Here is a 26,728-nt window from a genome sequence, read left to right on the forward strand (position 1 = left end):
CTTCCCCCGGGTGGGCCGTCGCATGTCCGGCGGCCGGCGCTGGCCCACCCGGCCCGGACGGCACTCCCACGGCGTCGACCAGCACCTCCACAGGGGACGGCGTGGTGTCGGTCACCGAACCGGCGTGGCCGCCGCGCTGCGCCGGCCGCTCGCGGGGGATAGGTTGGAACGGTGCCGTTCGTAGCGCCCGCCGACCCGTTCTGGTCGGTCACGCTGCGCTCCCTGCGCGAGCTGACCCGGCTGGCGGTCGCCGCGCTGGTGCTCGCCGTCGGCCTCGGCGGCGTGACCGCCGCACCGGCACCGCCCGCCCCCGCCCTCGGCCCGGCCGCCGCGAGCGCCCCCGCCGCCGTTGGCGGCCCGGTCGAGCAGCCGCTTCCGGGCCGTGCCCCGGCCGCCGAGCACGTGGTCGACGCGGCCACCCCGCCGGCCGTCCGCCGGGCCGTCGTCCCGGCCGAGACCGGGGCCGAGGCGCTCGTCCGCCGGGACGTGCCGGCCCGCGACCCCGGCCGGGGGGTGCCCGCCCGGCGCGGTCCACCCACCGCCTGACCCGTCGGCCACCGGGCCTCTCCGAGGCATCGGCCCCGCCACGGACCGCCCGCGCGCCGCGCGAGGCCCGTCCGGCCGGGCCGCCTCCCGACATCCCGGCCGCCTCGGCACCCGGTCCGCCACCGCGTGGACCGGCACGCCAATTCCGGCCGCCCCGCCTCGGTACCGGCCCGTCCGGCCGTTCCCGCACGCCCGCCGGAACGACCACCGCCGACGTACACCCAAGCGTCCACGATGCCCGACCGCCCGTCAGACGGGCACGACCACACGTCGATTTCGCTCGATCGACCGCGAGGTGCTGACCATGCAGACCGTGCTCTCCTCCGTCCTGCTCGATGTGCCGCGGGCCGCCGTGATCTGGCTGAGCCTGCTCGGCGTCGTCGCCGTCACCGTCGCCGGCCTGTTGCTGCGGCCGGGCCGGCTCCGCTTCGACGCGGGGGGCCTGATCCGCCGCGCGGCGATGCCGAGCGAACTGGAACGGGCCGAGGAGCAGCGCGAACGGTCCCGGTACGCGGAGGAGGTCGCGGTGGCCGCGGAGCGGGCCGCCGCCACCGCCGCCCGCCTACGGGCCGAGTGGCTGACCACGCAGGAGGCGGTCGAGACGGCCTGGCAGGCGTACGAGGCCGCCGAGGCGGACGTCCGACGGCTGGCGAACGCCGAGGCGATGCCCCTGCCGCGTACCGGCCGGACCCCCGCCGAGTACGCCGAGCGCGAGCGCTTCCTGCACCGGGCCGCGCTGGACGCGTACTGGCGCAAGGAGCTGTCGGTGGAGCAGCTCAGCGACGTCTTCGCGCACCGCAACGGGTGGGACCCGCGGCTGCACCCGGTCGAGCAGGAGCTGGTGCTGCGCCGGGCGGTACGGGACAACCTGTTCGCCCGGCAGCAGGCCGCCCGGGAGCGGGAGCAGGCCGCCTGGCGCGCCGCCGAACTCGCCGCCGAGTCGGCACGCAGCCTGCGGGACGAGGCGTTCGCCGCGGTCAACCGCCAGCCCGAGGAGTCGCCGTCGCTGCTGCCGCTGATCGAGGGGCCGGTGGAGCAGACCCGGGAACTTCCGGCGGTGTCCGGCCGGGAGGTTCCGCCGGCGGCCCGGGGTCGGGCGGCCGTGGCCGCGTACTGACCGGCGCGGCCGGGTGGCCGTGGCCGCGTACTGACCGGCGCGGCCGGGTGGCCGTGGCCGCGTACCGACCGGCACGGCCGGGTGGCCGTGGCCGCGTACCGACCGGCCGGCCGACGGATCCGGGCGGAGCTGGCCCGGCTGGGCTAGCGTGGCCGTATGTCCAGGGAGGCGTGGGTCCTCGTCGGTGTCGTGGCGGTCGTCACGCTGGTCGGCGCGGTGCTGCTGGCCGTTCGCGTGATCCGCACCCGCCGGCTGCTCGGCACGCTCGGGGTGAAGGGCAAGGTCGCCTTCTACGGGGCGCTGCTCTACACCGTGCTCCCGATCGACGTGCTGCCCGACCCGATCTACCTCGACGACATGGCCGTGCTGACCGGCGCGCTGATCTACCTCGGTCGGCTGCTCCGGCACCGACGCGCCGGCAGTCCTCCGCTGCCCGGCCGACCGGTCGCCGGGCCGGAACCGGACCGGAACCGCCGCCGCGTTCCCTGACCCGGCACGCCCACCGCGAGACAGGGGACGGACATGCCCGACCACCGGTTGGCACCGCAGGACGAGCGGGTCGCCGCGTTCTGCCGGGAACGGCACCTGGCGACGTTGACCACCCTGCGGGCCGACGGCACCCCGCACGTCGTGCCGGTGGGCGTCACCGTCGACGCTGCGGCGGGCCTGGCCCGGGTGATCACCAGCGGCACGTCCCGCAAGGCCCGACACGTCGCCGCCGCCGGCCCCGTGGGCGCCCCCGTGGCCGTCTGCCACGTCGACGGGCGACGGTGGCTCACCATCGAGGGGCGGGCGGTCGTCCGCTCCGACCGGGCCGCCGTGGCCGAGGCCGAGCGCCGGTACGCCGAGCGGTACCGGACACCGCGCCCCAATCCCGACCGGGTCGTCATCGAGATCACCGTGACGCGCCTGCTGGGAAGTCTGTGACCGTCTGACCGGTTCGCCCGGCCTGCCGGTGTCGGCTGCGGTAGACGGCCGACCACCGCTGCCCGGGGCACCGCCGGCACGAGCCCGAGGAGCCCGTCGCACGTCGCGGGTGTGACGAGCCGCATCCGTACGCCGGAATCCTGCTGCCCCTGGCGCCGTTGCATCTCATCGTGCCGCCGGACCCCCGGCCCCTGCCCCGGAATGCCCCGTGGAGCAGGGCCGTTGGGTCCCTGGTACGCCCGGCCACGGACGCGCTCCGGGCCGTCGAATCCCTTTAGGCGAGCGCCTGTCCCGGTGCTTGCGCCTCCGGCTCCCGGAGGCGTCAACCCCCGATTGGAGCCCGACCAATGAAGCCGATCATCCACAAGAGCGGTCTCTCCGTCGCCGGCCTGCTGGTGGCGGGCAGTTGCATCGCCGGACCCGCGATGGCCGCCCAGGCCGCGCCGGTGGCCACCGCCCCGGTCGCCTCGGTGCACACCGACAAGGGCGGGCGGGCCGACAAGGCCGACAAGAACGGCCGCCCCGACAAGCGGGCCGAGCGCACGGTGGGCATCGAGTACCAGGCGCAGCCCAACTTCTACTACTGCGGCCCGGCCGCGACGCGGATGGCCCTGTCCGCGCAGGGCAAGATCCTCTCGCAGGACGAGGTCGCGAAGCTGCTGGGCACCACGGAGGCCGGGACCGACTCGGCCCTGGACACCACGCGGGTGCTCAACGAGCTGACCGGCGGCCGGTACCGGACCACGGAGATTTCGGGCCCGGTGGCCAAGCCGGAGCAGGTCGACAAGCTGCGGGCCGACGCGGTCGCCGCCCTGGACGAGGGCCGGCCGGTGGTGGCCAACGTCAAGGGCACCGCGGTCGACACCGACGGCCACCCGCAGTCGTACGAGGGCGGGCACTACCTGACCCTGGTGGGCTACCGGGACGGCGGTGACCTCATCCGGATCGCCGACCCGGCCTCTCCCGAGGGCGAGTACTGGATGACCCTGGAGAAGGTCGCCAACTGGATCGCCGAGCGCGGTTACTCGGCCTGATCCGACGCACCGGCGAGGGCCGGTCTCCCCGCACGGGGGGACCGGCCCTCGCGCGTACCACCCGACCCTTGCCCGTCCCCACCGGCGCTTGCGCGCGTTCCTGCGGTGCCTCGCGCCGGGCCACGCCCGGTCCGGTGGGCACCCGGGTGCCGGCCCCTGGCGCGCCCGGTGAAAACCGGTCGCTCTGTCCCCGGGGCGGCGGCAGGATCGGCCCGGTGAGGATGCATGCCGACCAGGTCGACGTCACCACCGACGTCGTCACCGCCCTCGTCGCCGACCAGTTCCCCCGCTGGCGCGGGCTTTCGGTGCGCCCGGTCACCTCGTACGGCACCGTGAACGCGCTGTTCCGACTCGGCGAGGACATCGTGCTGCGCTTCCCGCTGCAACCCGGCGTCGACCCGGAGCTCCGCGACGACCTGCGGCGCGAGCAGGAGGACGCGCGCCGCCTCGCCCCGCACGTACCGCTGCCGGTTCCCGAGCCGGTGGCCCTCGGCGAGCCGGGCGAGGGCTACCCGGGACCGTGGACGGCGTACCGCTGGATCCCCGGGGAGACCGCCGGCGACCGGAGCATCGGCGATCCGGTCGAGTTCGCCCGCGACCTCGCCGGGTTCGTCCGTGCGCTGCACGAGGTGGACACCGGCGGCCGGGCGTGGAACGGACGCACCCGGGGCGGCCCGCTGCCCGTCCGGGACGAGTACGTCCGTAGCTGCCTGGCCGAGAGCACCCACCTGACCGACACCGCCCGGGTCGCCCGGGTCTGGGCGGAGTGCCGCGACGCCCCCGCACACGACGGGCCGGACGTATGGATCCACGCCGACCTGATGCCGGGCAACCTGCTGGTCCGCGACGGCCGGCTCGCCGCGGTCATCGACCTCGGGGCGGTCTGCGTCGGCGACCCGGCGGTCGACCTCATGCCGGCGTGGAACCTGTTGCCGCCCGACGCCCGGGAGACCTACCGCCGGGCGCTGGGGGCCGACGACGCCACCTGGGCGCGCGGGCGGGGCTGGGCGATCGTCCAGGCCGTCGGCACCCTCCCCTACTACGTCGACACCAACCCGGTGATGGCCGACACCGCCCGCCGCACCCTGGAGGCGGTCCTCGACTGAGGCGTGGGAGCGGCCGGACGCGGGCTTGGTGGACCGGCCGCTCACGGCTCCGGTGCGATCCGGCGCAGGCTGTCCACCTCGGACACGATGACCGCCTCCATGGGGCACGAGTCCGCGGCGTCCACCAGCGCGTCGTCGGGTGCCACCCGCTCGGCCAGCGGGCGGGACAGCCCGTCCACCAGCACGAAGTGCCCCGGCGCGGTGCCCGCGCAGATCCCCGACCCGATGCACCGGGTCCGGTCCACGTGCACGCGCCACTGCTCGTCCGGCCCGCTCACCGCGTCACCAGCTCACCGGCATGGCCACCAGGCCCCGCACCAGCAGGCCACTCTTCCAGGTCAGCTCCGACTCGGGCACCGCCAGGCGCAGGCCGGGGGTGCGGGCGATCAGGGTCTCCAGGACGACCTGGAGCTCCATCCGGGCGAGTTGCGCGCCGACGCAGTGGTGCACCCCGTGGCCGAAGCCGAGGTGGGGGTTGGCCTGCCGGGCCAGGTCGAGCCGGTCGGGCTCGGCGAAGACCGTCTCGTCCCGGTTGGCCGACGGGATCGACACCACGACCGGTTCGCCGGCACACACCAGCACGCCGCCGAGCTCGACGTCCTCCAAGGCGTAGCGGGCGAAGGCCGACGACGCGCCGAGCGGGACGAAGCGCATCAGCTCCTCCACGGCGCCGGGCACCAGCGCCGGCTCGGCCCGCAGCCGTGCCCACTCGGCCGGGTGGGTGAGCAGCACGTACACGAAGTTGGGAATCTGGGTCACGGTCGTCTCGTGCCCGGCGGCGAGCAGCCCGGCGGCCAGCCGCACGACCTCGTCCGCCGCGAGCCGGTCGTCGGCGTCCCGGGCCCGGACCATCGCGCCGAGCAGGTCGTCGGTGGGTTCGCGGTGCCGGCGCGCGATCAGCTCGCCCATGTACGCGAACAGGTTGTCGATGTACTGCTGGGCCTGTTCCGGGCTCAGCGAGGTGGTCGACACGATCGCCTCGGACCAGGTGTGGAAGCGGTCCTGGTCGGCCACGGGCACGCCGAGCAGGTCGCAGATGACCCGGATCGGCAGCGGGGTGGCCAGGTGCTCCACCAGGTCGGCCGGGGGGCCGGCGGCGAGCATGCCGTCGACCAGTTCGTCGGCGGCCCTCCTGGTGCGGGGGCGCAGCTCCTCCACCCGGCGGGCGGTGAAGGCCTTCGCCACCAACCGACGCAGCCGGGTGTGCTCCGGCGGGTCCATGGCCAGGATCCCGGTGTCCTGCTGCCGTGGCGAGTTGCGGGGCTCGTCCCGGCCCACCGAGGCGGCCCGGCTGAACCGGGGGTCGCCGAGCACCGTACGCACGTCGGCGTGCCGGGTGGCCAGCCAGGCCGGCTCCCCGAAGGGCATCCGGATCCGGGTGAGCGGTTCGTCCCGGCGCAGCCGGGCGTAGCGCGGGTCGAGGTTGAGCCGGTCGGGGTCGCTGAACGGATAGCGCTGGGGGACGGTCGTCTCGGGTGCCTCGGTCACCGGCTGACTTCCTCTCGTCGCGGCGTCCGCGGGGGACGCCGGTCCGGCCGGGGGCGACTCGACGGCGAGTCATGTTCCGACTGCGGATAGTAGCGAGAATGGTCGATGCCTGGCTAGCGGTGACCGTCGATCCGCCGGAAACGACGCTCCCGGGCCGCCGACCGCGCGGCGACCCGGGAGCGGACCGAAGGAGCTTCAGCGGACCTGGTCACCCTCGCCCGTACGGGCCTGGGCCTGGTCGACGCCCTTGTCGATCTGGTCGTCGTACTTCCCGCCGGTACGCTGGTCGGCCATCTCGCCGCCCTTCTCCAGGCCCTGGTCGACCTGCTTGTCGTGCTTGTCGGCGAAGTCCTTGGCCTTGTCCATGAAGTCGCTCATCGGGTCCTCCTCGGGTCGGGTTTCGATCTCTGCCTTCCCTGGGGCCCCGGGCACAAACGCGACCGGGCAGGCCGTCACCGACCGGACGGGCGACCCGTGGAGCGCCACAGAAGGCCATGGAGCGGACAGGCCGGCGGGAACGCCACGCGAGGGCGCTCGGCCGCCGACTCGCCCTCCCGGGCCGGGTGCGGCATCCAGGTTGACAGGGGCCACGGGTGTCGGGAGGACGCCGGCCGGGTACCGACTCGCGGAAGATCGAGGAGGGCCGACGTGGTCGCAGACGGTGCCGGGCGGACGCCCGAGGGGACGACGGACCGGGCCTCGGGGCCCCGACAGGCCTGGGCGGCGCTGCCCTGGCCGGTCCGCTCGGCCGTGGTGTGGAGCGCCTGCCTGGTGGTGGTCGTCGCCGGGCTGTACCTGCTGGGAAAGATCGCGGTGCTGCTCGCGCCGCTGGCCATCGCGCTGGCCGCCACCGTCTTCCTCACCGCGCTGCTCGACCCGGTGCAGCTCGCGCTGCGCCGCCTCCGGCTGCCCGCGTCGCTGGCCGCCCTGCTCACCGTGCTGCTGCTGCTCGGCGTGCTGTTCGGGGTCGGCGCGCTGGTGTGGAAGCTGACCGCCAGTCAGTTCAGCGAGCTGAGCCAGGAGCTGAGCCAGGGCCTGCAACGGACCCGGGAGTTCGTGACCTCCACGCTGCCGGTCAGCGACCAGCAGCTCGACCGGCTGCTCGACCAGGCCCGGCAGGGTCTCGGGCAGGGCTCGGTCGACCCGGTGTCGGGGGCTCGGACGGCCGCCGAGGTGATCGGCTCGGCGCTGCTCGCGCTCGTGCTGCTGTTCTTCCTGCTCAAGGACGGCCGGTCGATGTGGCACTGGGTGCTGTCCCGGATGACCGGCCCGAACCGGTCGGTGACCGCCGAGGCGGGCCGGGTGGGCTGGCGGACGCTGGGCGCGTACAGCCGGGGCACCATGATGATCGCCGCGATCGACGCGATCGGCATCGGCCTGGCCCTGGTGCTGCTCCGGGTGCCGCTGGCCTTTCCGCTGGCGCTGATCACGTTCTTCGGCGGCTTCGTCCCGATCATCGGCGCGACCGTGGCCGGCGCGGTCGCGGTGCTCGTCGCGCTCGCGGCGAAGGGGCCGGTCACCGCGCTGCTGGCCCTGGCCGCCGTGATCGCCGTGCAGCAGATCGAGGGCAACCTGCTGGAGCCGCTCATCATGAAGCGCCAGGTGCGGCTGCACCCGGCGGTGATCCTGGTGGCGGTCACCGCCGGCACCCTGATCGCCGGCATCGCCGGCGCCTTCGTCTCGGTGCCGATCACCGCCGTCGTCTGGCGCGTCATCGACACCGTCCAGCAGCACCGCGAGCGCCCCGCCCCGGACGCCAGGGCCACGCCGCCGGCCCCCGCCTGAGCGGGGCCTGTCAGGCCGCTGCCCCGCCTGAGCGGGATCCGCCAGGCCGGCGGTTCCCGCCTGAGCGCGATCTGCCAGGAGGGCGGTGCCCGCCGGCCGAGCCGTCCACGGGGCCGGTGCCCGCACGAAGCGGCCGTCCACCGGGCCGGCGCTCAGGCCGGGCGGGGCACGGCGAGGTGGGCGTTGAACCAGTCGGCGGCGCAGTGGGCGACCTGCTCCAACTTGCCGGGCTCCTCGAAGAGGTGCGTGGCGCCGGGGATCACCGTCAGCTCGGCGCTCTCCGGCAGCGCCTCCTGCGCCTGCTCGTTGAGGGCGATCACCTGCTCGTCCAGGCCGCCGACCAGCAGCAGCGTGGGCGCGCGCACCTCCCCGAGGGCCGGGCCGGCCAGGTCGGGCCGGCCGCCCCGCGAGACGACCGCGCCGACGAGGTCCGGTCTGGCGGCCGCCGCCACCAGCGCGGCGGCGGCCCCGGTGCTGGCCCCGAAAAGGCCGATCGGCACCCGACCGAAGGGCCGCTCCGCCGCCAGCCAGTCCACGACCGCCGCGAGCCGGCCGGCGAGCAGTGGGATGTCGAAGCGCAGCTCGGCGGTCCGGGCGTCCACCCGGTCCTCGGCCGGGGTCAGCAGGTCGACCTGCACGGTGCCGAAGGCGTCGCGGTTGAGCACGTGCGCCACGGCGGTGTTGCGCGGACTGTGCCGGGAGCTTCCGCTGCCGTGGGCGAAGAGCACCACGCCGGCCGGCTCGGCCGGGACCAGCAGGTCAGCCGGGAGTTGCGCGTCCCCCGCCGGGATCGTCACCTCGCTGCTGCGCACGTCCATCTCCGCCTCCGTCCCGTACGTCGTCGGCCAGGACCGGTCGTCCGAACCACCGGACCACGGCTCCTCCCCGGCGGCTCGCATACCCGCCCGCACGGCCCGCAAGCGGGCCGGCCGCCCCGGTGTTTGCCACCGGGGGCGTCGGGTAGCCGGCGGGTGACCGCAGACCGTACCGGCGCAAGACCGCGCCCCCGACGGATCGCGAGGATCGCCATGGCGCAGCAGCGAGAGTCCCGCCAGCAGACCGCCGACCGGGAACGGCGCGAACAGGACGCCGAACGCGGCCGGGACTGGGCGGACGAAGCGGCCCAGGCACGCACGGCCGACGACCCGCGGGCGATGACGCCCCGCGACGCGGCCGGCCGCCCCTCGCAGGGCAGGCCGCTCTGACCGACGCCGCCGGCCCGCCGAGCGCGGGCCGGCGGCGGGTCACGGCTCGTTCTCGGGCAGGCGGAGCAGCGGGGCCCGGCCCGGCGCCTGCTCCGGGGCCGGTCCGGAGACCTCCAGCGGCGGGATCGGCACGGTGACGGGCTCGTCGCAGGTGACCCGGACCGTCTCGCCGTGGTGCCGCAGCTCCAGCACGTCCTCCGGGTCACCGTGGCGCAGCGCGTACGTGGTCTCGTGCGGCCGGACGTCCACCCGCAGCCGCATCCCGCGCCACTGGAGCGAGAACTCCAGCCGCCCGAGCCGGCTGGACAGGCGCGGCGCGAACGACAGCGTGCCGTCGTGGTCGCGCAGCCCGCCGAACCCGGCCACCAACGCGATCCACGCGCCCGCGAGCGACGCCATGTGCACGCCGTCGCGGGTGTTCTCGTTGAGGTCGTGCAGGTCCATCAGCGCGGCCTCGCGCAGGTAGATGTGCGCCAGCTCCGGATGGCCCACCTCGGCCGCCAGCACCGCCTGGGTACACGCCGACAACGACGAGTCCCGCACCGTCCGGCGCTCGTAGTAGAGGAAGTTGCGCAGCTTCTCCTCCGGGGTGAACGCGTCGCCCCGCCAGTGCATGGCGAGGACCAGGTCCGCCTGCTTGACCACCTGCTTTCGGTAGAGGTCGAAGTACGGGTAGTGCAGCAGCAGCGGGTACTTCTCCGGCGGCGTGTGCCCGAAGTCCCACTCCTGGAGCCGGGTGAAGCCCTCCACCTGCTCGTGGACGTCGACCTCCTCGTCGTACGGGATGTGCATGGAGGCCGCCGCGTCCCGCCAGGCGGCCGCTTCCTCGTCGGTCACGCCGAGGTGGAACGCCTCGTCCCGGTAGCGCATCACCGCGTCGGCGGCGGTGATCAGGTTCCGCTGCGCCATCAGGTTGGTGTAGATGTTGTCGTTCTTCACCGCCGTGTACTCGTCGGGGCCGGTCACCCCGTCGATGTGGAACTGGCCGTGCCGGTCGTGGTGGCCCAGCGACCGCCACAGCCGGGCGGTCTCCACGAGCAGCTCCAGCCCGATCTCGCGCTCCAGCTCGGTGTCCTCGGTGACCTGCACGTAGCGCCGCAGCGCGTCGGCGACGTCGGCCGCGATGTGGAAGGCAGCGGTGCCCGCCGGCCAGTACGCCGACGACTCCGGTCCCTCGATGGTGCGCCAGGGGAACGCCGCACCCTCCAGGTTGAGCATCCGGGCCCGCTCGTGCGCGGCGGCCAGCGTGCGGTGCCGCCAGTGCAGCGCGTCCCGCACGGCGGCCGGGTGGGTGTAGGTGAGCACCGGCAGGACGAACATCTCGGTGTCCCAGAACGCGTGCCCGTCGTACCCGGGGCCGGTCAGGCCCTTCGCGGCGATCGGCCGCCGCTCCGCCCGGGTGCCCGCCTGGAGGACGTGGAACAGTCCGAACCGGACGGCCTGCTGGACCTCCGGGTCGCCCTCCACCACCACGTCGGCGGCGTCCCAGAACTCGTCGAGGTATTCCCGCTGCTCCCGGTGGAGCCCGTCCCAGCCGTCCAGCCGCGCCGCCGCCAGGGCCGCGCCGACCTGGTCCCGCAGGGCCGGCAGCGAGCGGCGGCTCGACCAGCCGTAGGTGAGGTATTTGACCACCCGCAGGGTCTCGCCCGGCTTGAGCACGCACCCGATCGTGGTACGCACCCAGTCCTCGTACCCCTCGGACTCGATGGTCTTGCGCGCCGGGGCGTACACCTCGTGCTCCATCGCGGCGGCGACCCGCAGCCCGGAGAGCTTGGTCCGGTGGATCAGCAGCCCGCCGTCGTCGGTGGTGAGTTCCTCCTCGGCCTGCAACGGCGACTCCAGCACGGCCGCCACCCGGGGGTCCCGGCTCTGCGCGGGCAGCGTCTCGTTCGCGACGAGTTCCGACTGGATGATCAGCCGCAGCGGGGCGCCGACCGCCTCCACCTCGTAGTTGATCGCCGCGACGGAGCGCTGGGTGAAGGAGACCAGCCGGGTGCTGCGGACCTTGACCTCGCGGCCGGCCGGCGACCGCCAGTGCAGCTCGCGGTGCAGGGTGCCGGCGCGCAGGTCGAGGACCCGCTCGTGGGAGAGGAGTTCGCCGTACCGGACGTCGAGCGGCTCGTCGTCGACCAGCAGCCGGATCAGCTTGCCGTTGGTGACGTTGACGATGGTCTGGCCGGATTCCGGGAACCCGAACCCGGCCTCCGCGTACGGCAGCGGGCGCAGCTCGTAGAAGGAGTTGAGGTACGTGCCGGGCAGGCCGTGCGGCTCGCCCTCGTCCAGGTTGCCGCGCAGCCCGACGTGCCCGTTGGAGAGCGCGAACACCGACTCGGACTGGGCCAGGACGTCCATGTCCAGCCGGATCTCCCGGATGTGCCACGGCTCGACGGGATAGGCGCGTTCCCTGATCACGCGGGCCGCCCGGTGTCGAGCAGGTCGGCGAGGTCGGTGACCACGACGTCGGCGCCGTGGGCACGCAGCTCGGCCGCCTGGCCGACCCGGTCGACCCCGACCACGTAGCCAAACCCGCCGGCCCGGCCGGCGGCCACCCCGGCCAGCGCGTCCTCGAAGACGGCGGCGTGGGCCGGGTCGACCCCGAGCAGCCGGCCCCCGGCCAGGAAGGTGTCCGGGTGCGGCTTGCCGCGCAGCCCCTCGGCGCGGGCGACCAGCCCGTCGACCCGCGCCTCCAGCAGCGGCTCCAGGCCGGCGGCGGCGACCACCTGCCGGCCGTTCGCGCTGGCCGTGACGACCGCGCGCCGCAGGCCGGCGGCGGCCGCGGCCTTCAGGTAGGCGACCGAGCCGGGGTAGACGTCCACGCCGCGGGTGCGCAGCTGATCCAGCAGCAGCACGTTCTTCCGGTTGCCGACCCCGTTGACCGTGTCGGCGTCCGGGGGGTCGTCGGGCGCTCCCTCGGGCAGCACGATCCCCCGCGAGGCGAGGAAGGTGCGCACCCCGTCGGCGCGGGGCCGGCCGTCGACGTACCGGTTGTAGTCCGGCCCCGGGTCGAAGGGGCGGAACGCCTCGCCGGTGGCGGCGGCACGCTGCCGCAGGAAGCCGTCGAACGTCTCGGTCCACGCGGCGTTGTGCACCCGGGCGGTCTGCGTCAGCACCCCGTCCAGATCGAAGAGACAGGCGGTCACGTGAGCAGGCAGGCCCAGCACGGTTACGAATCTATCCAGACCTCCGCGCCGGCAAACCGGTTTCGGCCCGGTTGCCCGGAACGGCTCAGTGCGGGCGCAGCGTCCAGACGACCGTCATCGCGCCGGTGGCCTTCCCCTCCTCGGTGGCGATCTCCACCTGCACCGGGAACTCCGGCCGCCGGCCGGCCTCCAGCTCGGCGACCACCTCGGCCGGAGGCCGGCCGAGCCGCGCCGTCGCCAGCACCGGGCCCATGGCGAGCTTCCGGTACGCGATCTCGGCCCGCACCGCCAGCGGCGTGGCCCGGTCGAGCAGCGGCGCGAACGCGGCCAGCACGACCGCGCCGGAGGCGGTCTCGCCGAGGGTGAACATGGCCCCGGCGTGCGGCCCGCCGACGTGGTTGTGGGTGGCCGGCGAGTCGGGCAGGCGGACGACCGCCCGCACCCCGCCCTCCGCCTCGGGGGCCACCTCGACGAATTCGAGGCCGAGCGTACGCGCGAACGGCACGGCCTCCAGCATGCCGGCCGCCACCTGGCGCGAGTCGATGGTCATGCCCCGACGTTACTAGTCGGTAACTTCACCGGCAAGGGCCACCCGGTCAGCGCCAGCCGACGTCGATGCGGTCGCCCCGCTCGTCGAAGAAGTGCAGCGCGTCCATTCGCACGGAGACGGCCAGGGGGTGACCGGCGGAGACCGCGGGGTACGGCGCGAGCCGGACCGCCAGCTCGGCCGGGCGGCGGTGGTGCCGGCCCGGGTCGCTCAGCACGCTGGTCCGGGCGCTGTGGCTCGGGGCGGGCTCGTCCTCCGCCGCGCGCCCGGTCAGCCGCTGCATCATCTGGCCGAAGCGGCGCAGACCGCGCTGGTCGACCGGGGCGTCGACGGGGGTGCCCATCTCGTCCACCACGATCGCGGTGGCCCCGATGTCGACGAACGCGAGCGACTCGTGACCGTGGTGCTCCAGGTAGCGGATCCGGCCGTGGAGCACGTCGCCCGGCGTGTCCGGGGCGACCGGGGTGAGCGCCTCGGCCCGCATCCCGACCACGATCCGCTCGCCGTGGTAGTGCGCGACCGCCCGGCTGCGGATGTCGTCCCAGGGCAGGCGCAGCGCCTGCTCGCCGAGGGTGAGGGTGACGTAGCGGTCCAGGTGGACGTAGACCGACGCCTCCAGCAGGTTCATCCGCGGGCTGCCGAGGAACGCGGCCACGTAGAGCGTGGCGGGGCGGCCGTAGACCTGGGTCGGGGTCCCCACGTCCTGGAGGACGCCCCTGCGCATGATGGCGACCCGGTCGGCCATGGTCAGCGCCTCGGCCTGGTCGTGGGTGACGTAGATGGTGGTGACGCCCAGCTCGCGGGTGAGCCCGGAGATCTCGGCGCGCAGCTCGGCCCGGAGCCCGCTGTCGAGGTTGGACAGCGGCTCGTCCATCAGGAACAGGCCGGGGCGGCGGACGATCGCCCGCCCCATCGCGACCCGCTGGCGCTGCCCACCGGAGAGCTGGTTGGGCCTGCGGCCGAGCACGTCGCCGATGCCGAGCGCGCTGGCCACGTCGGTGACCCGCTCGCCGCGCGGCTCCGCATCCATGCCGGCCAGCCGGAGCGGGAAGGCGATGTTGTCGCCGACCGTCATGTGTGGGTAGAGCGCGAAGTCCTGGAAGACCATGGCGATCTTCCGCTCCCGCGGCGGCAGGTCGTTGACCAGCTCACCGTCGAGCAGCACCGCGCCCGACGTCGGGTCCTCCAGCCCGGCGACCATCCGCAGCACCGTGGACTTCCCGCAGCCCGACGGGCCGAGCAGCACCATGAACTCGCCGTCGTTGACGTCCAGGTTGACGCTGTCGACGGCGAGGGTGCCGTCCCTGAACACCTTCGTGACATCCTTGAGCGCGACGGTGGTCACCGTCACCTCCCCCCAGCTCGTCGACCGAACCCCGAATGACTGTGACGAGGATCATTCGATCCGGATATCGGGTAAACGTGCCATGTTCGACTCGTGACGTCCCTGTTGCGCCCACCGGGTGCGACGGGCAGGCGACCCCGGGGGCGCGGGCGGTCGCGGTCAGCGGCAGCGGGGCTGCGACTGCTCGCCGAGGAAGACCCGGCGGACCACCCGTTCGGCGGCGTGGCCGTCCTCGAGCGCGCAGAACCGGGCCCGGAACCGCTGCCGGGCCCTCGCCGCCTCCGCCGAGTCGACCCCGCCGGCGCGGAACAGGTCGAGCAGGTCGGCGAAGCTGGTGGCCACCGCGCCGGGCGGCTCCGCGAGCAGGTCGAAGTAGACACCGCGGGCCAGCCGGTACGCCTCCCAGTCCGGGGCGTAGACCACGATCGGCCGGTCCAGCACGGCGTAGTCGAACATCGCCGACGAGTAGTCCGTGACCAGCACGTCCGCCACGAGGTAGAGGTCCTCGACGCGCGGGTGGCCGCTGACGTCGCGCACCCGGTCCCGGTCCACCGGGCGCCGGGCCCGCCGCTCCCGGTCGTGGAAGTAGTGGCTGCGCATCAGCAACCGGCCGGCCGGGCCGAGCACGTCGAGCAGCCGCCCCGGGTCGAACGGCGGCCGGTAGCCGGGCAGGTGTTCCCGGTGCGTCGGGGCATACAGGACGACCCGCTCGCCGAGGCCGAGCCCGAACTCCGCGCGCAGCCGGAGCACCTCCTCGGCGGTGGCGTTGACCAGCCGGTCGTTGCGCGGGTAGCCCACCTCCAGGGTGGTGTACTCCGCCGGATAGGCCCGCTCCCACATCTGGGTGGAGAAGCTGTTCGCGCTGATGCTGAAGTCCCACCGGTCCACCCGGCGCAGCAGCCCGGCGAAGTCCATCCCCACCGCGCCGATCGGATACCGCTGCTGGTCGAGCCCCATCACCTTCACCGGCGTGCCGTGGTGGGTCTGCACGTGCACCGACCCGGGCCGCTTGCGGACGTAGTCCGGGAAGTTCACGTTGTTGACCAGCCAGCGCGCCCGCGCCAGCGCCCGGTAGTAGGCGGCGGTGCCGGCCACCACGTACTCGACGCCCTCGGGCATGGTGTCCACCCGGTCGCGTCGGACGATCCACACCCCCCGGACCTGCGGCGCCAGCCGCCGCGCCGCCTCGTGGACCGCGGCCGGGTTGTCCGCGTAGCCGCGGTACCAGTAGGCCGCGTACACGGCCAGCGTCGGGTCGACGGGTCGGCGCAGCTCGGCCCGGTAGTACTCGCGCAGCAGCGTGTCCCGGGCCAGCCGGGCGGCCCGCCGGGCCCGGGGCGCGACCCGCCGCCTCGTCGTCCGGGCGGTACGCCGGGCGGTGTCCCGCGCCAGGTAGGCGGTGCGCAGGGCGCTGAACGTGCGCCAGCGGCCGGCGGCCACCAGCCGGTGCTTGAGCCCCTCCGCGCCCCCCGGGGCCGGGTAGCCGCCGGACGGCAGCCAGCGCGCGTAGTCGGCGGTGATCTGGGCGAAGAAGGCGGGCCGCAGCTCCGGCGCGATCCGCTGCCCGTTGCCGAGCACGGTCAGGTAGTGCCAGATCATCCGCTCGAAGACCGCCGGGCGCACGTCGTCGACCACCGACCCCCAGGAGTCCATCAGCCGGAACACCCGGTGCCACTGCTGGAAGACCTCGAAGTGCCGGTCGCCCCGCGTCCTGGTGATCGCGCCGGACCGCCGCTGGCGGTAGTTGACGCAGACCCGGTCCAGCACGCCGATCCGCTCGGCGGCCATCAGCACCGGGTAGCTGAACGAGACGTCCTCGTACCAGCCGGGGGCGAAGCGCAGCCCCAGGTCGCGTAGGAACTGCCGGCGGACCAGCCGGTTCCAGGCGGTGTGCAGCACCCGCAGCGTCTCGGGCCGGTCCCGCAGCCGGAAGGTGCCCTCGCCGGGTGGCTCGGGGAACACCTCCGCCATGGCGCTGCGGGTGACGGCGTTGTTCCAGTACGTCCGGACGTGGTCGACCAGGAGGACGTCGGGGCGGGTGGCGCGGAGGCGCTCGGCCACCTCCACCAGGCACTCCGGGGCGAGCCAGTCGTCGCCGTCGACGAACCAGACGTACTCGCCGACGGCCCGGTCCAGCCCGACGTTGCGGGCCGGACCGAGCCCGACGTTCTCCGTCAGCCGGACGGTGTGCATCCGCCGGTCGCGGGCGGCGTACTCGGCGAGGATCTCGCCGCTGTCGTCCGGCGAGCAGTCGTCGACGCCGATCACCTCGATGTCGGCGACGGGCTGGTCGAGGATGGAGTCCAGGCACTCGCGCAGGTAGCCCTGCACCCGGAAGGCCGGCACGACGAAACTGATCAGTGTCATCCGGCCGGCCCCTCCGTCAGCCCGGCGAGCGGCCCCCCGCACCGGCCAGGCCCACCGACGCCCGCGCGGCGCGGGCGGGCAGAACGACCCAGGCGAGGACGACACTCCCCACGAAAACCATGAGAAGGTACGTACCGAGTGTAGCCATCCCGATACCCGCAATTCCGACGATCGCCGCCAGGGTCAGCAGCACGGACCGCCCCTCCCACCCGAGCGTGAGACCGTGCAGCGGCGGCGCGGACTGCCGCTTCTCCAGCCGGGCGGTCAGGTCGTAGTGGTGCAGGGTCAGCACGAAGACGTACCCGAAGACCAGCCACGGCGGCACGTCGCCGACCACCCCGACCGCGATGGCGAAGAGGTACTCCCCCGCCCGCAGCGCGGCCGGCACCAGCCAGTCCAGCGGCCCGTTGTGCGCCGCGCCCGCCCCCAGGCCGCCGACCAGGAGCACCAGCAGCGCGACCGGCACCGCCCAGCCCAGGCCCGCCGCCTCGGTGCCGCCCCGGGTGAGCTGGGCCGCCACCAGCAGCGCCGCCGGCCCCAGCGCCGCGACGACCGCCAGCGTCAGCGGGCCCATCGGGCGGACCACCGGCAGCCGGCGGGCCAGCGGGCCGTCGTCGCGGTGCAGGGTGGCGTCGACCGTGTCCAGCACCGGCACCCACATCCAGCGCGCGCGCAGGGTACGCAGCGCCCCGGTGTACGCGAACGCCAACACCCCCCACGCCAGCACCGCGTACAGGCTGACCAGCGGGCCGAACAGCGCCACGGTCAGCGCGATCAGCGCCCACCGCTCCCCGATCGGGAAGACCACCGTCCGCTTGAGCCAGTACGACACCGACCCCGTGTCGGCCTGCACCCGGTTCGAGGCGGCGTTCAGCTTGTCGCCGATGCCGCCGCCGGAGGTGCCGACGGCCTTCGGCCGGCGCGCCGCCTCGTCGTGCAGCACGCCGTACCACGTGTCCGTCATGTGCCGGACGGTCTGCAGCGTCATCGCGGCGATCGCCAGCGCCCAGCCGTACCGGAACCCGGCCTGGGTGGCCCCGTAGCCGAGGCCGGCGTAGACCACGTACTCCTTCGCGCGGTCGGCCATCGTGTCCAGCCAGCCGCCCCAGGCGCTGAAGTGCCGCGTGTAACGCGCGAGCTGGCCGTCCACGCAGTCGAGCACGAAGCCGAGGTAGAGCAGCACCGCCCCGGCGACCAGCGCCGGCCGGCCGCCGACGCCGAACAGCACGGCGGCGGCCACCGCGAAGGCCACCGAGATCATCGTGACGGCCGTCGGGCCGAGCCCGAGCCGGGCGGACGCCTTCGTGACGTACGGGGACCAGGTGCTGACGAAGAAGGTGGTGAAGAAGTCGTCCCGCTCCTTCACCGAGAGCCGCAGCTCCGCCCGGTCCTCGTCGACGGCGGCCACGGCCGCCTCCGCGGCGGCCAGCCCCGCCGGGTCGGTCACCCGGTGCGCGACGAGCAGGCGTACCCGATGGGCGAAGGTCAGCGCGCCGAGCCCGGCGAGGCCGGCGAAGAGCCGGTCCACGGCGGGCCCGGCCGGCGGCGGCGCGGCGGCCGACGGCGCGCCGGCGGGCAGCACCCCGGCGGCGGCCGCGCGCGCGGCGGCGGCGAGCGACGGCAGGTCCGCGGCGCCGACCCGCAGCGCGCCGCCGAAGATCCCGGTGGCGTCCCCGTTCAGCGTCTCCGGCGGCCCGGCCTCGACGACCTGGCCGCGCTCCTCGCGCACGGCGGTGCGCCCGTCGCCGGGCGGATCGGTGAGCACCAGCGCCACCGTCGGCCCGACCGGGCTGGTCGCCAGGTGCCGCAGGACGGCGGTGTGCGCGACCAGGTCGGCGCCGGTGACCAGCACCGGTCCGGTGGCCGCGTCCACGAGGGCGGCCAGCTCGTCCAGGTCGGCGGCGCGGCGCACCTCGTCCGCCCCGGCTGCGCGGAGCTGGGCGGCGAGCCGGTCGGCGAGGGGTTCGCCCGCGCGGGTGGGGAGGCTCGCGGCCGGGGCGTCGGCGGCGAGCACGATCGCGAGGGTCACCGCGGGACCGCGGAGTGGTACGCGTCGAGCGCCTCGGCGATCGTGCCGTCGACGCTCAGCCGGCCCCCGTCGAGGTAGAGCCCCCGACGGCAGAACCGGGTCAGGTCCTTTTCGTTGTGTGACACCAGCACCAGAGTGCGCCCCTCCCCGAGCAGACGGTCGATCGTCGCATAACACTTCTTGCGGAACTCCGCGTCCCCGACGGCGGTCACCTCGTCCATGAGCAGGATCGGGTGCGGCAGGTGCGAGATGATCGCGAAGCCGAGCCGGACCTTCATGCCGGACGAGTAGTGCCGCACCGAGGTGTCGATGGCCCGCTCCACCTGCTCGCCGGCGAACGAGACGATGTCGTCGAAGTGCCGCCGCAGATAGCCCGACGACAGCCCGTGCAGGCCGCCGACCAGGTAGAGGTTCTCCCGCCCGGTCAGGTCGTTGGAGAAGCCGGCGGAGAGCTCCAGCAGCGGCGCCACGTCCCCGCGCACCCGGATCCGCCCCTCGTCGGGGATCAGCACCCCGGCGATCAGCCGCAGCAGCGTGCTCTTGCCGGTGCCGTTGCGGCCGATCACGCCGACGGTCTCGCCGGCCGCCACCGAGAACGACACGTCCCGCAGCGGCCAGAACTGGCCGGCGGACGCGCCGCGCGTGCCCCGGTGGATGAACAGCTCGCGCAGCCGCAGCTGCCGCCGCCGGTTGCGGACGAACCGGATGCCGAGCCCCTCCGCCTCGATGATCGGGTCGGCCATCGTCACAGTTCCTTGAGCACGGCGGGTTCGAGCCGGCGGAACGACCACCAGCCGGCGGCCAGCACCAGCAGGCTGACGCCGACGGTGGTGGCGAGCAGCCGGGCGTCCGGGAACTCGTCCGGGTACCAGACCGCGTGGTGCAGCTGGAAGATGCCGACCAGCGGGTTCAGCTCGTACGCGACCTTCAGCCAGCCCGGCAGGTCGGCGCCCCGCACCAGGCTCAGCGGGTAGATGATCGGCGTCGCGTAGAAGAGCACCCGGATGACCAGCCGCATGAACCGCTCGACGTCGCGCATCAGCACGTTGACCGCCGAGAGCAGCAGCGCCAGCCCGACCAGCAGGACGGCCTGCACCGCCACCGCCAGCGGCAGCGCGAGCAGCGACCAGCCCAGGTCGATCCCGCCGGACGCGGCGTACCCGACGGCGACGGCGACCAGGATCGGCAGGCCGGCGGCGTACTCGGCGAAGCGGCCGGTGACCCGGCCGATCGGGAAGACCTGCCGGGGCACGTTCATCGTCGTGATCAGCCGGGACTGGCCGGTCAGCGCGTTGGTCGCCTCGCTCAGCGCCGAGCTGGTCCACATCCAGGCGAAGATCCCGGTGATCAGGAACAGCGGGTACGAGTCGGCCGCGTCGCCGAGGTGCCGGGTGGTGTCCCGGGAGTAGAGGACGCCGAAGACGAACCAGTAGATCGCCCCCATGCCGAGGGGCTCGATCAGCGACCAGAGGTAGCCGAGCACGGACTGCTGGTACTTCACCGCCAGGTCGCGCCGGACGAGGATGCGCAGGGAGTTGCGGTGCGACCACAACGCCGCGACGCCAGAGGTCACCGTCGCCTCCCGCCTCACCGGACGGACGACAGGTTAGCAGTCGATGAACGAGCGCCCCTCAGCACTCGATCACGTTGACGGCCAGGCCGCCGCGCGCCGTCTCCTTGTACTTCACCTTCATGTCCGCGCCGGTCTCGCGCATGGTCTTGATGACCTTGTCGAGCGACACGTGGTGCACCCCGTCGCCGCGCAGCGCCAGCCGGGCGGCCGTGATCGCCTTGATGCTAGCCACCGCGTTCCGCTCGATGCAGGGGATCTGCACCAGGCCACCGACCGGGTCGCAGGTCAGCCCGAGGTTGTGCTCCATGCCGATCTCGGCGGCGTTCTCCACCTGCTCCGGGGTGCCGCCGAGCGCCTCGGCCAGCCCGGCGGCGGCCATCGAGCAGGCCGAGCCCACCTCGCCCTGGCAGCCCACCTCCGCGCCGGAGATCGACGCGTTCTCCTTGAACAGCACGCCGATCGCGCCCGCCGCCAGCAGGAACCGGACCACCCCCTCGTCGGAGGCGCCCGGCACGAACCGGGTGTAGTAGTGCAGCACCGCCGGGATGATCCCGGCCGCCCCGTTGGTCGGCGCGGTGACGACCCGGCCGCCGGCCGCGTTCTCCTCGTTGACGGCGAGAGCGAAGAGGGTCACCCAGTCCATCGCCCGCAGCGGGTCGGTGGGGTCGGACTCCGTCGCCAGGCTGCGGCGCAGCTCGGCGGCGCGGCGGCGGACCTTCAGCCCACCGGGCAGCACCCCGTCCCGCGAGCAGCCCCGCTCGACGCACTCCCGCATCACCCGCCAGATCTCCAGCAGGCCGGCGCGCACCTCGCCCTCGCTGCGCCAGGACAGCTCGTTGGCGAGCATCACCTCGCTGATCGACAGCCCGGTCGACGCGGTCACGTCGAGCAGTTGCGCGCCGGTGAGGAACGGGTGCCGTACGCGCGTCGCGTCCGGCTTGATCCGGTCCGCCCCGGCCGCCGCCTCGTCGACCACGAACCCCCCGCCGACCGAGTAGTACGTCCGCACGCGCAGCTCCGCGCCCCGGTCGTCGTACGCGACGAAGGTCATCCCGTTCGGGTGGTACGGCAGCGACCGGCGCCGGTGCAGCACCAGGTCCCGGTCCGGGTCGAAGCCGATATCGTGCGCGTCGAGCAGGCTCAGCCGGCGCTCCGCCCTGATCCGGCTGATCCGCGCGTCGACGGTGTCGGTGTCGACCGTCTCCGGCGCCTCGCCGGCCAGCCCGAGCAGCACCGCGCGGTCGCTGCCGTGGCCGTGACCGGTGGCGCCGAGCGAGCCGAAGAGTTCCGCCTGCACCCGGACGGTGCCGGTCAGCAGCCCGTCGGCCTTCAGCCCGGCGACGAACGTGCGGGCGGCCCGCATCGGCCCCACCGTGTGCGAGCTGGACGGCCCGATGCCGACGCTGAAGAGGTCGAAAACGCTGATCATGCTGCACTTCCTCGCCGTCGTACCCCTCGCGGGGTCCGGCCCGGTCGTGGCCGGCCCGGGACCGGGCGGCCGTCGGCACCCGGAGGTGCGGGTGCCCGACCGGCGAGCCTACCCGCCCAGCTCACCGGCTGCCCGGCGCGTCGCCCCGATCGTCGGCATCCGGAAAGCCGGCGCCGCGCGGGGACTGCCCCGAGGCCCCCGTGGGTCGTCGATCCGGACGGGTGCCACGGGCACCCGTCCGGATCGGCGCGGGTAACCACCTACGGGGACGCGGGCGGCCGATCCTCCCTGGGGCCGAGGGCGTGGTGGGTGCCCGTTCCTACCGTTGAGGCAGACGCGGCGAACGCCGCAGAATGGGAGTACGACGATGAGTCGCACACTGGTCCGCCCCCGTCAGGGGCGCATGATCGCCGGTGTCTGCGCCGGTCTGGCCCAACGTTTCGGCAGGTCGGCGGGGTTCGTCCGGCTGCTGTTCCTACTGTCGCTGCTGCTGCCCGGCACCCAGGTGATCTTCTACCTGGTGCTCTGGGTCCTGATGCCGAACGAGGACCGCAACCGGTGACGTGAGATTGCCCGGTCGAGGAGGATGGCCGGCACCGTGACGGCGGCCAGGGCGGCGCCGATCCAGGTGACGGAGGTGATGCTCGCCCCAGCGTTGAACGCGACTCGGAACGCCGCGAGGTAGTGCCACTGGACGAGTTGGTCGGGGCGCCGGAGGTCGGCGATCCGCGGATCCGTCACACGCCCCGCGTCCGCAACGGCCGCACGGTGGTCCCCCTGACCACCCAGCCCGGGCCCCTGCAAGCCTGGAAGTCGGTCATTCCGGCTGAGCAGAACCGACCCGAGCTGTGCACGCACGACGGCTACGATGGTCACGGGGCGGTGTAGGTGACCGTCACCTTCTCGTAGCCGAGGGAGCGGAGCAGACCCTCCAGCATCTTGCGGGTGTTCTCCTCGGCCCGCTGGGTGAGGCCGCTGTCCCGGGCGGCGGTGGTGATCCGCTCCTCGGCGAGCTGGTAGACCTGCTGCTGGCGGTTGGGATCGCCGTCCACCAGCTCGCCGATCCGGTTGAGCAGCCCGCGCTCCTCGGCGAAGACGTAGCTCTTCTCCAGGTCGAGGTTGGTCTTGCCGAGCTGCGGCGCCGGCAGCCTGATCTCCACCGACTTGCCGTCGGCCGACTCGACCACCGCGCCCTCGGAGATCTTGGCGAAGTCCACGTACGCCTCGACGCTGCCCGCCCCCACGAAGAGGGTGCGCTGGTTGAGCAGCCAGTCGGGCACGTTGCGCCGGTCGTTCTGGAGGTCCACGACCACCTGGAAGTTGCCCTCGGCGGCGACGTAGCGGCTGAGGTCCTGGATCGACTTGAGCAGCGGCGGCTGACTGCGGTCGGTCTGCTCCTTGGCGAACGGGTTGCGGAAGTCCGGCAGAATGCCCGTGGCCTGCACGCCGAGCAGCACCACCACCGCCAGGGCCGCCGCGCCGAGCACCCAGAGCAGACCGCGGGCCGGCCCACCGGCCGGCGTCGGCGCGCCCGGCGCGGGCTCGGGTGCGACGTCCGTCCGGGCCTTGAGCTCCTCGCCGGTCGGGTAGCCCGGGAACTCCCTGGTGGGCTCGTTGATGTCACCGTCGCGGGCCATGGCCCTCACCGTCCTCGTCAGACACGTCGTCTGTCATGACGGTAAGGCCCCGGTACGACAGGCGCTCGCCGAGCGGCGCGGCCGGGCGATGGCGCCTCGCGGGGGCCGGCGAGGACACCGGCCGGGCGGGCGGATACCGCAGGTCAGGCGAAGGCCGACAGCCCGGTCAGCCGCTGCCCGATGACGAGTTGGTGGATCTCCGACGTGCCCTCGTAGGTGAGCACGCTCTCCAGGTTGTTGGCGTGCCGCATGACCGGGTACTCCCCCGAGACGCCGTTCGCGCCGAGGATGGTGCGGCACTGCCGGGCGATGGCCAGCGCCTCCCGGACGTTGTTGAGCTTGCCCACGCTCACCTGGTCGGGGCGCAGCCGCCCGGCGTCGGCGAGCCGCCCCAGGTGCAGCGCCAGCAGCGCGCCCTTGTTCAGCTCGACGGCCATGTCGGCGAGCTTGGCCTGGGTGAGCTGGAAGCCGGCCAGCGGCCGGCCGAACTGGGTGCGCGTGGTGGCGTACTCCAGGGCGGTCTCCAGGCAGTCGCGGGCCGCGCCGAGGGCGCCCCAGACGATGCCGTGCCGGGCCTCGGTCAGGCAGCTCAGCGGCGCCTTGAGCCCGACCGCCTCGGGCAGCCGGGCGTCCGCCGGGAGCCGCACGTCGTCGAGCACGACCTCCCCGGTGACGGAGGCGCGCAGCGACATCTTGTGCCGGATCTCCCGCGCCGTCACCCCGGGCGTGTCCATCGGTACGGCGAAGCCGCGCACGCCGTCGTCGGTGCGCGCCCAGATCACCGCGACGTCGGCGATCGGCGCGTTGGTGATCCACATCTTGGCGCCGGTCAGCACCCAGTCGTCGCCGTCGCGGCGGGCCCGGGTGGTCATCGACGCCGGGTCGGAGCCGTGGTCGGGCTCGGTCAGGCCGAAGCAGCCGATCGCCTCGCCGGTCGCCATCGACGGCAGCCAGCGCTGCTTCTGCTCCTCGCTGCCGTAGCGCCAGATGGCGTACATGGCCAGCGAGCCCTGCACCGAGACCAGGGAGCGGACGCCGGAGTCACCGGCCTCCAGCTCCAGGCAGGCCAGCCCGTACGCGACGGCCGACGCGCCGGCGCAGCCGTAGCCCGTCAGGTGCATGCCGAGCAGGCCGAGCTTGCCGAACTCGACGGCCAGCTCCCGGGCGGGCACCCGGCCCTCCTCGTACCAGCCGGCGACGTGCGGGCGGACCCGGTCGTCGACGAGCTGGCGCACGACAGCGCGGATCTGCCGCTCCTCCTCGGTGAGCGAGGAGTCCAGGTCGAGCAGGTCGGTACGGCTCATGGCAGCCACCTTAACGAAGCCTCAGGCCCGGGCGTCGGACGAGGCGCGGGCATCACGAGGCGCAGGCGTCGGAGACAGCGCGGGCGACGCGGGCCCTCGTCACTCGATCGGCTCGGAGAGGACGAGCACCCGGGCGTGGATCTGGTTGCGCTGCTGGAGCGCCGCCCGCAGCGCGCGGTGCAGCCCGTCCTCCAGGTAGAGCCCGCCGTTCCACTGCACCACGTGCGGGAAGAGGTCGCCGTAGAAGGTCGAGTCCTCGGCGAGGAGCTTGTCCAGCGCCAGCTCGCGCTTGGTGGTGATCAACTGGTCCAGGCGCAGGGGCCGCGGCGGGATCTCCGCCCACTGCTTGAGCGTCAGGTTGTGCTCCGGGTAGGGACGCCCGTCCCGGACCGCTCTGAAGATCACGACGGCACGCTCCCCTCCCCCTAGGCCCGGCCGACCCACGCGGGGCCGGGTCGCGGCGTGGCACCACGACCCGCGGTGCCGATGACCGTGCCAGCGTAGCGGGCTGCGGCACCCCGCGTTCTGCTCCCTGATGTCAGTTTCACTACCCACCGTCCGGTTCTCAACCGGGCGAAACGCCCGGAGCCGGTCAGCTCCACCGCCCGCGCCGGATCACCTCGTCCACCGGACGCCGTCCCCGGCGCAGCGACGGTGACCGGTGGTCCGGCGCCCGGTAACCCACGGTGACCGCCCCGATCGGCTCGTACTCGGCTGGCACGCCGAACGCCTCGCGGTAGGCGTCGAGGCGCTGCGGCGGGATGCCGAAGAAGCACGCCCCCAGTCCCTCGTCCACGGCGGTCAGCAGCATCAGCAGGGCGGCGAAGCCGGTGTCGACGTACCAGTAGGGCACCGGCCAGCGCTCCGCCGAGCGGTCCGCCCAGCCCTTGTCCGGCTCCGCGTACCGCTCCAGGTAGGCCGAGCGGTTCGCGTGCGGCACGACGATCAGCGGGGCCCGGCGCATGCCGGCCAGCCAGCGCTCCCGGCCGCCCCCGCCGGGGGTGGCCGCCGCCCAGAACCGGTCCCGGTCCGCCGGCTCCTCCAGCACCAGGAACCCCCACCCCTGGGCGAAGCCGGCCGACGGCGCGTGGACCGCGTGGTCGAGCAGCCGCTCCACCACGTCGGGCGGCACGGGACGGTCCGGGTCGTAGTTGCGGACCATCCGGCGCCGCCGGACCACCTCGCTGAACTCCATGTGCTCCCCCGCTCAGACCCCGGGCCGTACGCCCCAGACACCCCGCCACGTCGCACCCGGCTTCAGGGTGATCACGTCCCGGCCGGAGCGGAACGCGTCCGGCGGGCAGGTCATCGGCTCCACCGCGACGGAACGGCGACACCGCTGCCCGGGAAGCGCGTCGCCGGTGAACACCTGCCACCAGCCGAACTCCCGGTCGGCCCAGATCCGCACGCCCGCCGAGCCGTCCGGGGCGGACAGGGCGACCGTCGAGCCGCCGTCGTCGTCGCGGATCACGTCGCCGAAGGTGAGGTCCAGCCGGGCGCGGCCGATCCGTCGGGGGCTGGTCCAGTCGTACTCGGTGCCGGCGACCTCGCTGGCACCGATCGGCAGCAGCCGGGAGTCCACCTGCAACCGCCTCCGGGCCGGCAGCCGCATCGACAGGTCGTCCACCGCCACCCCGGGCACGCGCAGGTACGGGTGCACGGCGAAGCCGAACGGCGCCGGCTCGGCACCGAGGTTGGTCGCCTCGTGCTCGGCGCGCAGCCCGTCCGGGCCGACGCTCCACCGGGTGCGCAGCCGCAGCGGCCACGGGTAGCCGGGCTGCGGCGGCAGGTCGTAACCGACCGTCACCGCGTCGGGCGACCGGTCCAGCAGCCGCCACGGCACCCAACTGACCAGCCCGTGGATGGCCACACCCCGGTCCGGCTCGCTGAGCGTGAGCTGCAACAACCGGTCGCCGAAGGTGTAGCGACCGTCGCGGATCCGGTTCGGCCACGGGGCCAGCACCTGCCCGGCGCAGCCGGGGCACATCTCGTCGGCGTCGTACCCGTCGAGGTGGTCGACCCCGTCGTGCCGGTATGTCCGCACCCCGCCGCCCACCTCCACGATGACGGCCTCGTGGCCGGCGCCGGAAATGGCCCACTGTGCGCCCGAAGGCGACCGCTGGTCGGGGATGTCCATGCGGGCGACCCT

The 26,728-nt window shown here is 74.2% G+C and carries 27 protein-coding genes; 9 read left to right on the forward strand and 18 right to left on the reverse strand.

Annotated elements, in window-relative coordinates; all coding sequences use genetic code 11:
* Window positions 1–171 precede the first annotated feature (171 nt).
* The 6 genes from ABT006_RS00865 to ABT006_RS00890 all read left to right on the forward strand — a co-directional run bounded on the left by ABT006_RS00865 (window position 172) and on the right by ABT006_RS00890 (window position 4,730).
* Window positions 172–546 carry a hypothetical protein gene (locus ABT006_RS00865; RefSeq protein WP_350701664.1) on the forward strand — a complete coding sequence of 125 codons (375 nt, stop codon included), beginning with the start codon at window positions 172–174 and terminating at the stop codon, window positions 544–546.
* Window positions 547–850: 304 nt separating this feature from the next.
* Window positions 851–1,663 carry a hypothetical protein gene (locus tag ABT006_RS00870; protein WP_350701666.1) on the forward strand — a complete coding sequence of 271 codons (813 nt, stop codon included), beginning with the start codon at window positions 851–853 and terminating at the stop codon, window positions 1,661–1,663.
* 156 nt (window positions 1,664–1,819) lie between these two features.
* Window positions 1,820–2,152 carry a DUF1232 domain-containing protein gene (locus ABT006_RS00875; RefSeq protein ID WP_350701668.1) on the forward strand — a complete coding sequence of 111 codons (333 nt, stop codon included), beginning with the start codon at window positions 1,820–1,822 and terminating at the stop codon, window positions 2,150–2,152.
* A gap of 33 nt (window positions 2,153–2,185) precedes the next feature.
* The gene (locus ABT006_RS00880; protein WP_350701669.1) at window positions 2,186–2,590 is read left to right on the forward strand and encodes a pyridoxamine 5'-phosphate oxidase family protein; all 405 of its coding nucleotides are present in this window, start codon (window positions 2,186–2,188) and stop codon (window positions 2,588–2,590) included.
* 347 nt (window positions 2,591–2,937) lie between these two features.
* A complete protein-coding gene (locus tag ABT006_RS00885; RefSeq protein WP_350701671.1) occupies window positions 2,938–3,624 on the forward strand; it encodes a C39 family peptidase in 687 nt (228 codons plus the stop codon).
* A 221-nt stretch (window positions 3,625–3,845) separates the two neighbouring features.
* The gene (locus ABT006_RS00890; RefSeq protein ID WP_350702658.1) at window positions 3,846–4,730 is read left to right on the forward strand and encodes an aminoglycoside phosphotransferase family protein; all 885 of its coding nucleotides are present in this window, start codon (window positions 3,846–3,848) and stop codon (window positions 4,728–4,730) included.
* 41 nt (window positions 4,731–4,771) lie between these two features.
* On the opposite strand, the gene ABT006_RS00895 is transcribed toward ABT006_RS00890, so the two are convergent.
* From ABT006_RS00895 to ABT006_RS00905, 3 genes are all read right to left on the reverse strand, one after another.
* Entirely contained in the window at window positions 4,772–5,008 is a 237-nt protein-coding gene (locus ABT006_RS00895; protein ID WP_350701672.1) for a ferredoxin, read from the reverse strand.
* A 4-nt stretch (window positions 5,009–5,012) separates the two neighbouring features.
* Window positions 5,013–6,218: a cytochrome P450 gene (locus ABT006_RS00900; protein WP_350701674.1), complete on the reverse strand. Its 1,206-nt coding sequence runs from the start codon at window positions 6,216–6,218 to the stop codon at window positions 5,013–5,015.
* A 195-nt stretch (window positions 6,219–6,413) separates the two neighbouring features.
* The gene (locus tag ABT006_RS00905) at window positions 6,414–6,596 is read right to left on the reverse strand and encodes an antitoxin (RefSeq protein ID WP_350701676.1); all 183 of its coding nucleotides are present in this window, start codon (window positions 6,594–6,596) and stop codon (window positions 6,414–6,416) included.
* Window positions 6,597–6,866: 270 nt separating this feature from the next.
* On the opposite strand from ABT006_RS00905, the gene ABT006_RS00910 reads away from it, so the two are divergent.
* Window positions 6,867–8,003, forward strand: coding sequence for an AI-2E family transporter (locus ABT006_RS00910; protein WP_350701677.1), 1,137 nt, complete (start codon window positions 6,867–6,869; stop codon window positions 8,001–8,003).
* A 152-nt stretch (window positions 8,004–8,155) separates the two neighbouring features.
* Here the strand turns inward: ABT006_RS00910 and ABT006_RS00915 are convergent, their stop codons facing one another.
* Window positions 8,156–8,821, reverse strand: coding sequence for a dienelactone hydrolase family protein (locus ABT006_RS00915; protein WP_350701679.1), 666 nt, complete (start codon window positions 8,819–8,821; stop codon window positions 8,156–8,158).
* A gap of 210 nt (window positions 8,822–9,031) precedes the next feature.
* Between ABT006_RS00915 and ABT006_RS00920 the strand changes: the two genes are divergently transcribed.
* Window positions 9,032–9,208, forward strand: a complete 177-nt coding sequence (locus tag ABT006_RS00920; protein ID WP_350701680.1) for a hypothetical protein — start codon at window positions 9,032–9,034, stop codon at window positions 9,206–9,208.
* Window positions 9,209–9,247: 39 nt separating this feature from the next.
* Here ABT006_RS00920 and ABT006_RS00925 read toward each other — a convergent pair whose 3' ends face one another.
* From ABT006_RS00925 to ABT006_RS00965, 9 genes are all read right to left on the reverse strand, one after another.
* Complete coding sequence (locus tag ABT006_RS00925) at window positions 9,248–11,620, reverse strand: glycoside hydrolase family 65 protein (protein WP_350701681.1); 2,373 nt, start codon at window positions 11,618–11,620, stop codon at window positions 9,248–9,250.
* Window positions 11,617–12,369, reverse strand: coding sequence for an HAD-IA family hydrolase (locus tag ABT006_RS00930; protein ID WP_350701683.1), 753 nt, complete (start codon window positions 12,367–12,369; stop codon window positions 11,617–11,619). The genes ABT006_RS00925 and ABT006_RS00930 overlap by 4 nt, the downstream gene beginning before the upstream one ends.
* Before the next feature lie 64 nt (window positions 12,370–12,433).
* Window positions 12,434–12,898, reverse strand: coding sequence for a DUF4442 domain-containing protein (locus ABT006_RS00935; protein WP_350701684.1), 465 nt, complete (start codon window positions 12,896–12,898; stop codon window positions 12,434–12,436).
* 46 nt (window positions 12,899–12,944) lie between these two features.
* A complete protein-coding gene (locus ABT006_RS00940) occupies window positions 12,945–14,240 on the reverse strand; it encodes an ABC transporter ATP-binding protein (RefSeq protein WP_350701686.1) in 1,296 nt (431 codons plus the stop codon).
* 159 nt (window positions 14,241–14,399) lie between these two features.
* Complete coding sequence (locus ABT006_RS00945) at window positions 14,400–16,607, reverse strand: bifunctional glycosyltransferase/CDP-glycerol:glycerophosphate glycerophosphotransferase (RefSeq protein WP_350701687.1); 2,208 nt, start codon at window positions 16,605–16,607, stop codon at window positions 14,400–14,402.
* Window positions 16,608–16,623: 16 nt separating this feature from the next.
* On the reverse strand, window positions 16,624–18,636 hold the full coding sequence (locus ABT006_RS00950; protein ID WP_502890819.1) for a DUF5941 domain-containing protein: 2,013 nt from the start codon (window positions 18,634–18,636) through the stop codon (window positions 16,624–16,626).
* Window positions 18,633–19,379: an ABC transporter ATP-binding protein gene (locus ABT006_RS00955; RefSeq protein ID WP_350701689.1), complete on the reverse strand. Its 747-nt coding sequence runs from the start codon at window positions 19,377–19,379 to the stop codon at window positions 18,633–18,635. Before ABT006_RS00955 ends, ABT006_RS00950 begins: the two co-directional genes overlap by 4 nt.
* Before the next feature lie 2 nt (window positions 19,380–19,381).
* Complete coding sequence (locus tag ABT006_RS00960) at window positions 19,382–20,209, reverse strand: ABC transporter permease (RefSeq protein ID WP_350701691.1); 828 nt, start codon at window positions 20,207–20,209, stop codon at window positions 19,382–19,384.
* A gap of 58 nt (window positions 20,210–20,267) precedes the next feature.
* On the reverse strand, window positions 20,268–21,638 hold the full coding sequence (locus tag ABT006_RS00965) for an L-serine ammonia-lyase (RefSeq protein ID WP_350701693.1): 1,371 nt from the start codon (window positions 21,636–21,638) through the stop codon (window positions 20,268–20,270).
* Window positions 21,639–22,005: 367 nt separating this feature from the next.
* On the opposite strand from ABT006_RS00965, the gene ABT006_RS00970 reads away from it, so the two are divergent.
* Window positions 22,006–22,200, forward strand: a complete 195-nt coding sequence (locus ABT006_RS00970; protein WP_350701694.1) for a PspC domain-containing protein — start codon at window positions 22,006–22,008, stop codon at window positions 22,198–22,200.
* Window positions 22,201–22,510: 310 nt separating this feature from the next.
* Here ABT006_RS00970 and ABT006_RS00975 read toward each other — a convergent pair whose 3' ends face one another.
* The 5 genes from ABT006_RS00975 to ABT006_RS00995 all read right to left on the reverse strand — a co-directional run bounded on the left by ABT006_RS00975 (window position 22,511) and on the right by ABT006_RS00995 (window position 26,716).
* A complete protein-coding gene (locus ABT006_RS00975) occupies window positions 22,511–23,275 on the reverse strand; it encodes a DUF4230 domain-containing protein (protein WP_350701696.1) in 765 nt (254 codons plus the stop codon).
* Window positions 23,276–23,418: 143 nt separating this feature from the next.
* Window positions 23,419–24,579: an acyl-CoA dehydrogenase family protein gene (locus tag ABT006_RS00980; RefSeq protein WP_350701698.1), complete on the reverse strand. Its 1,161-nt coding sequence runs from the start codon at window positions 24,577–24,579 to the stop codon at window positions 23,419–23,421.
* 99 nt (window positions 24,580–24,678) lie between these two features.
* A complete protein-coding gene (locus tag ABT006_RS00985; RefSeq protein ID WP_007454850.1) occupies window positions 24,679–24,984 on the reverse strand; it encodes a type II toxin-antitoxin system VapB family antitoxin in 306 nt (101 codons plus the stop codon).
* Window positions 24,985–25,171: 187 nt separating this feature from the next.
* Window positions 25,172–25,774 (reverse strand): nitroreductase family protein, encoded by a 603-nt coding sequence (locus ABT006_RS00990; RefSeq protein WP_350701700.1) that lies wholly within the window; start codon window positions 25,772–25,774, stop codon window positions 25,172–25,174.
* 12 nt (window positions 25,775–25,786) lie between these two features.
* Window positions 25,787–26,716, reverse strand: a complete 930-nt coding sequence (locus ABT006_RS00995) for an aldose 1-epimerase family protein (protein ID WP_350701702.1) — start codon at window positions 26,714–26,716, stop codon at window positions 25,787–25,789.
* Window positions 26,717–26,728 lie beyond the last annotated feature (12 nt).

It is taken from the genome of Micromonospora sp. NPDC002717 (assembly GCF_040295705.1).
Taxonomy (GTDB): Bacteria; Actinomycetota; Actinomycetes; order Mycobacteriales; family Micromonosporaceae; genus Micromonospora.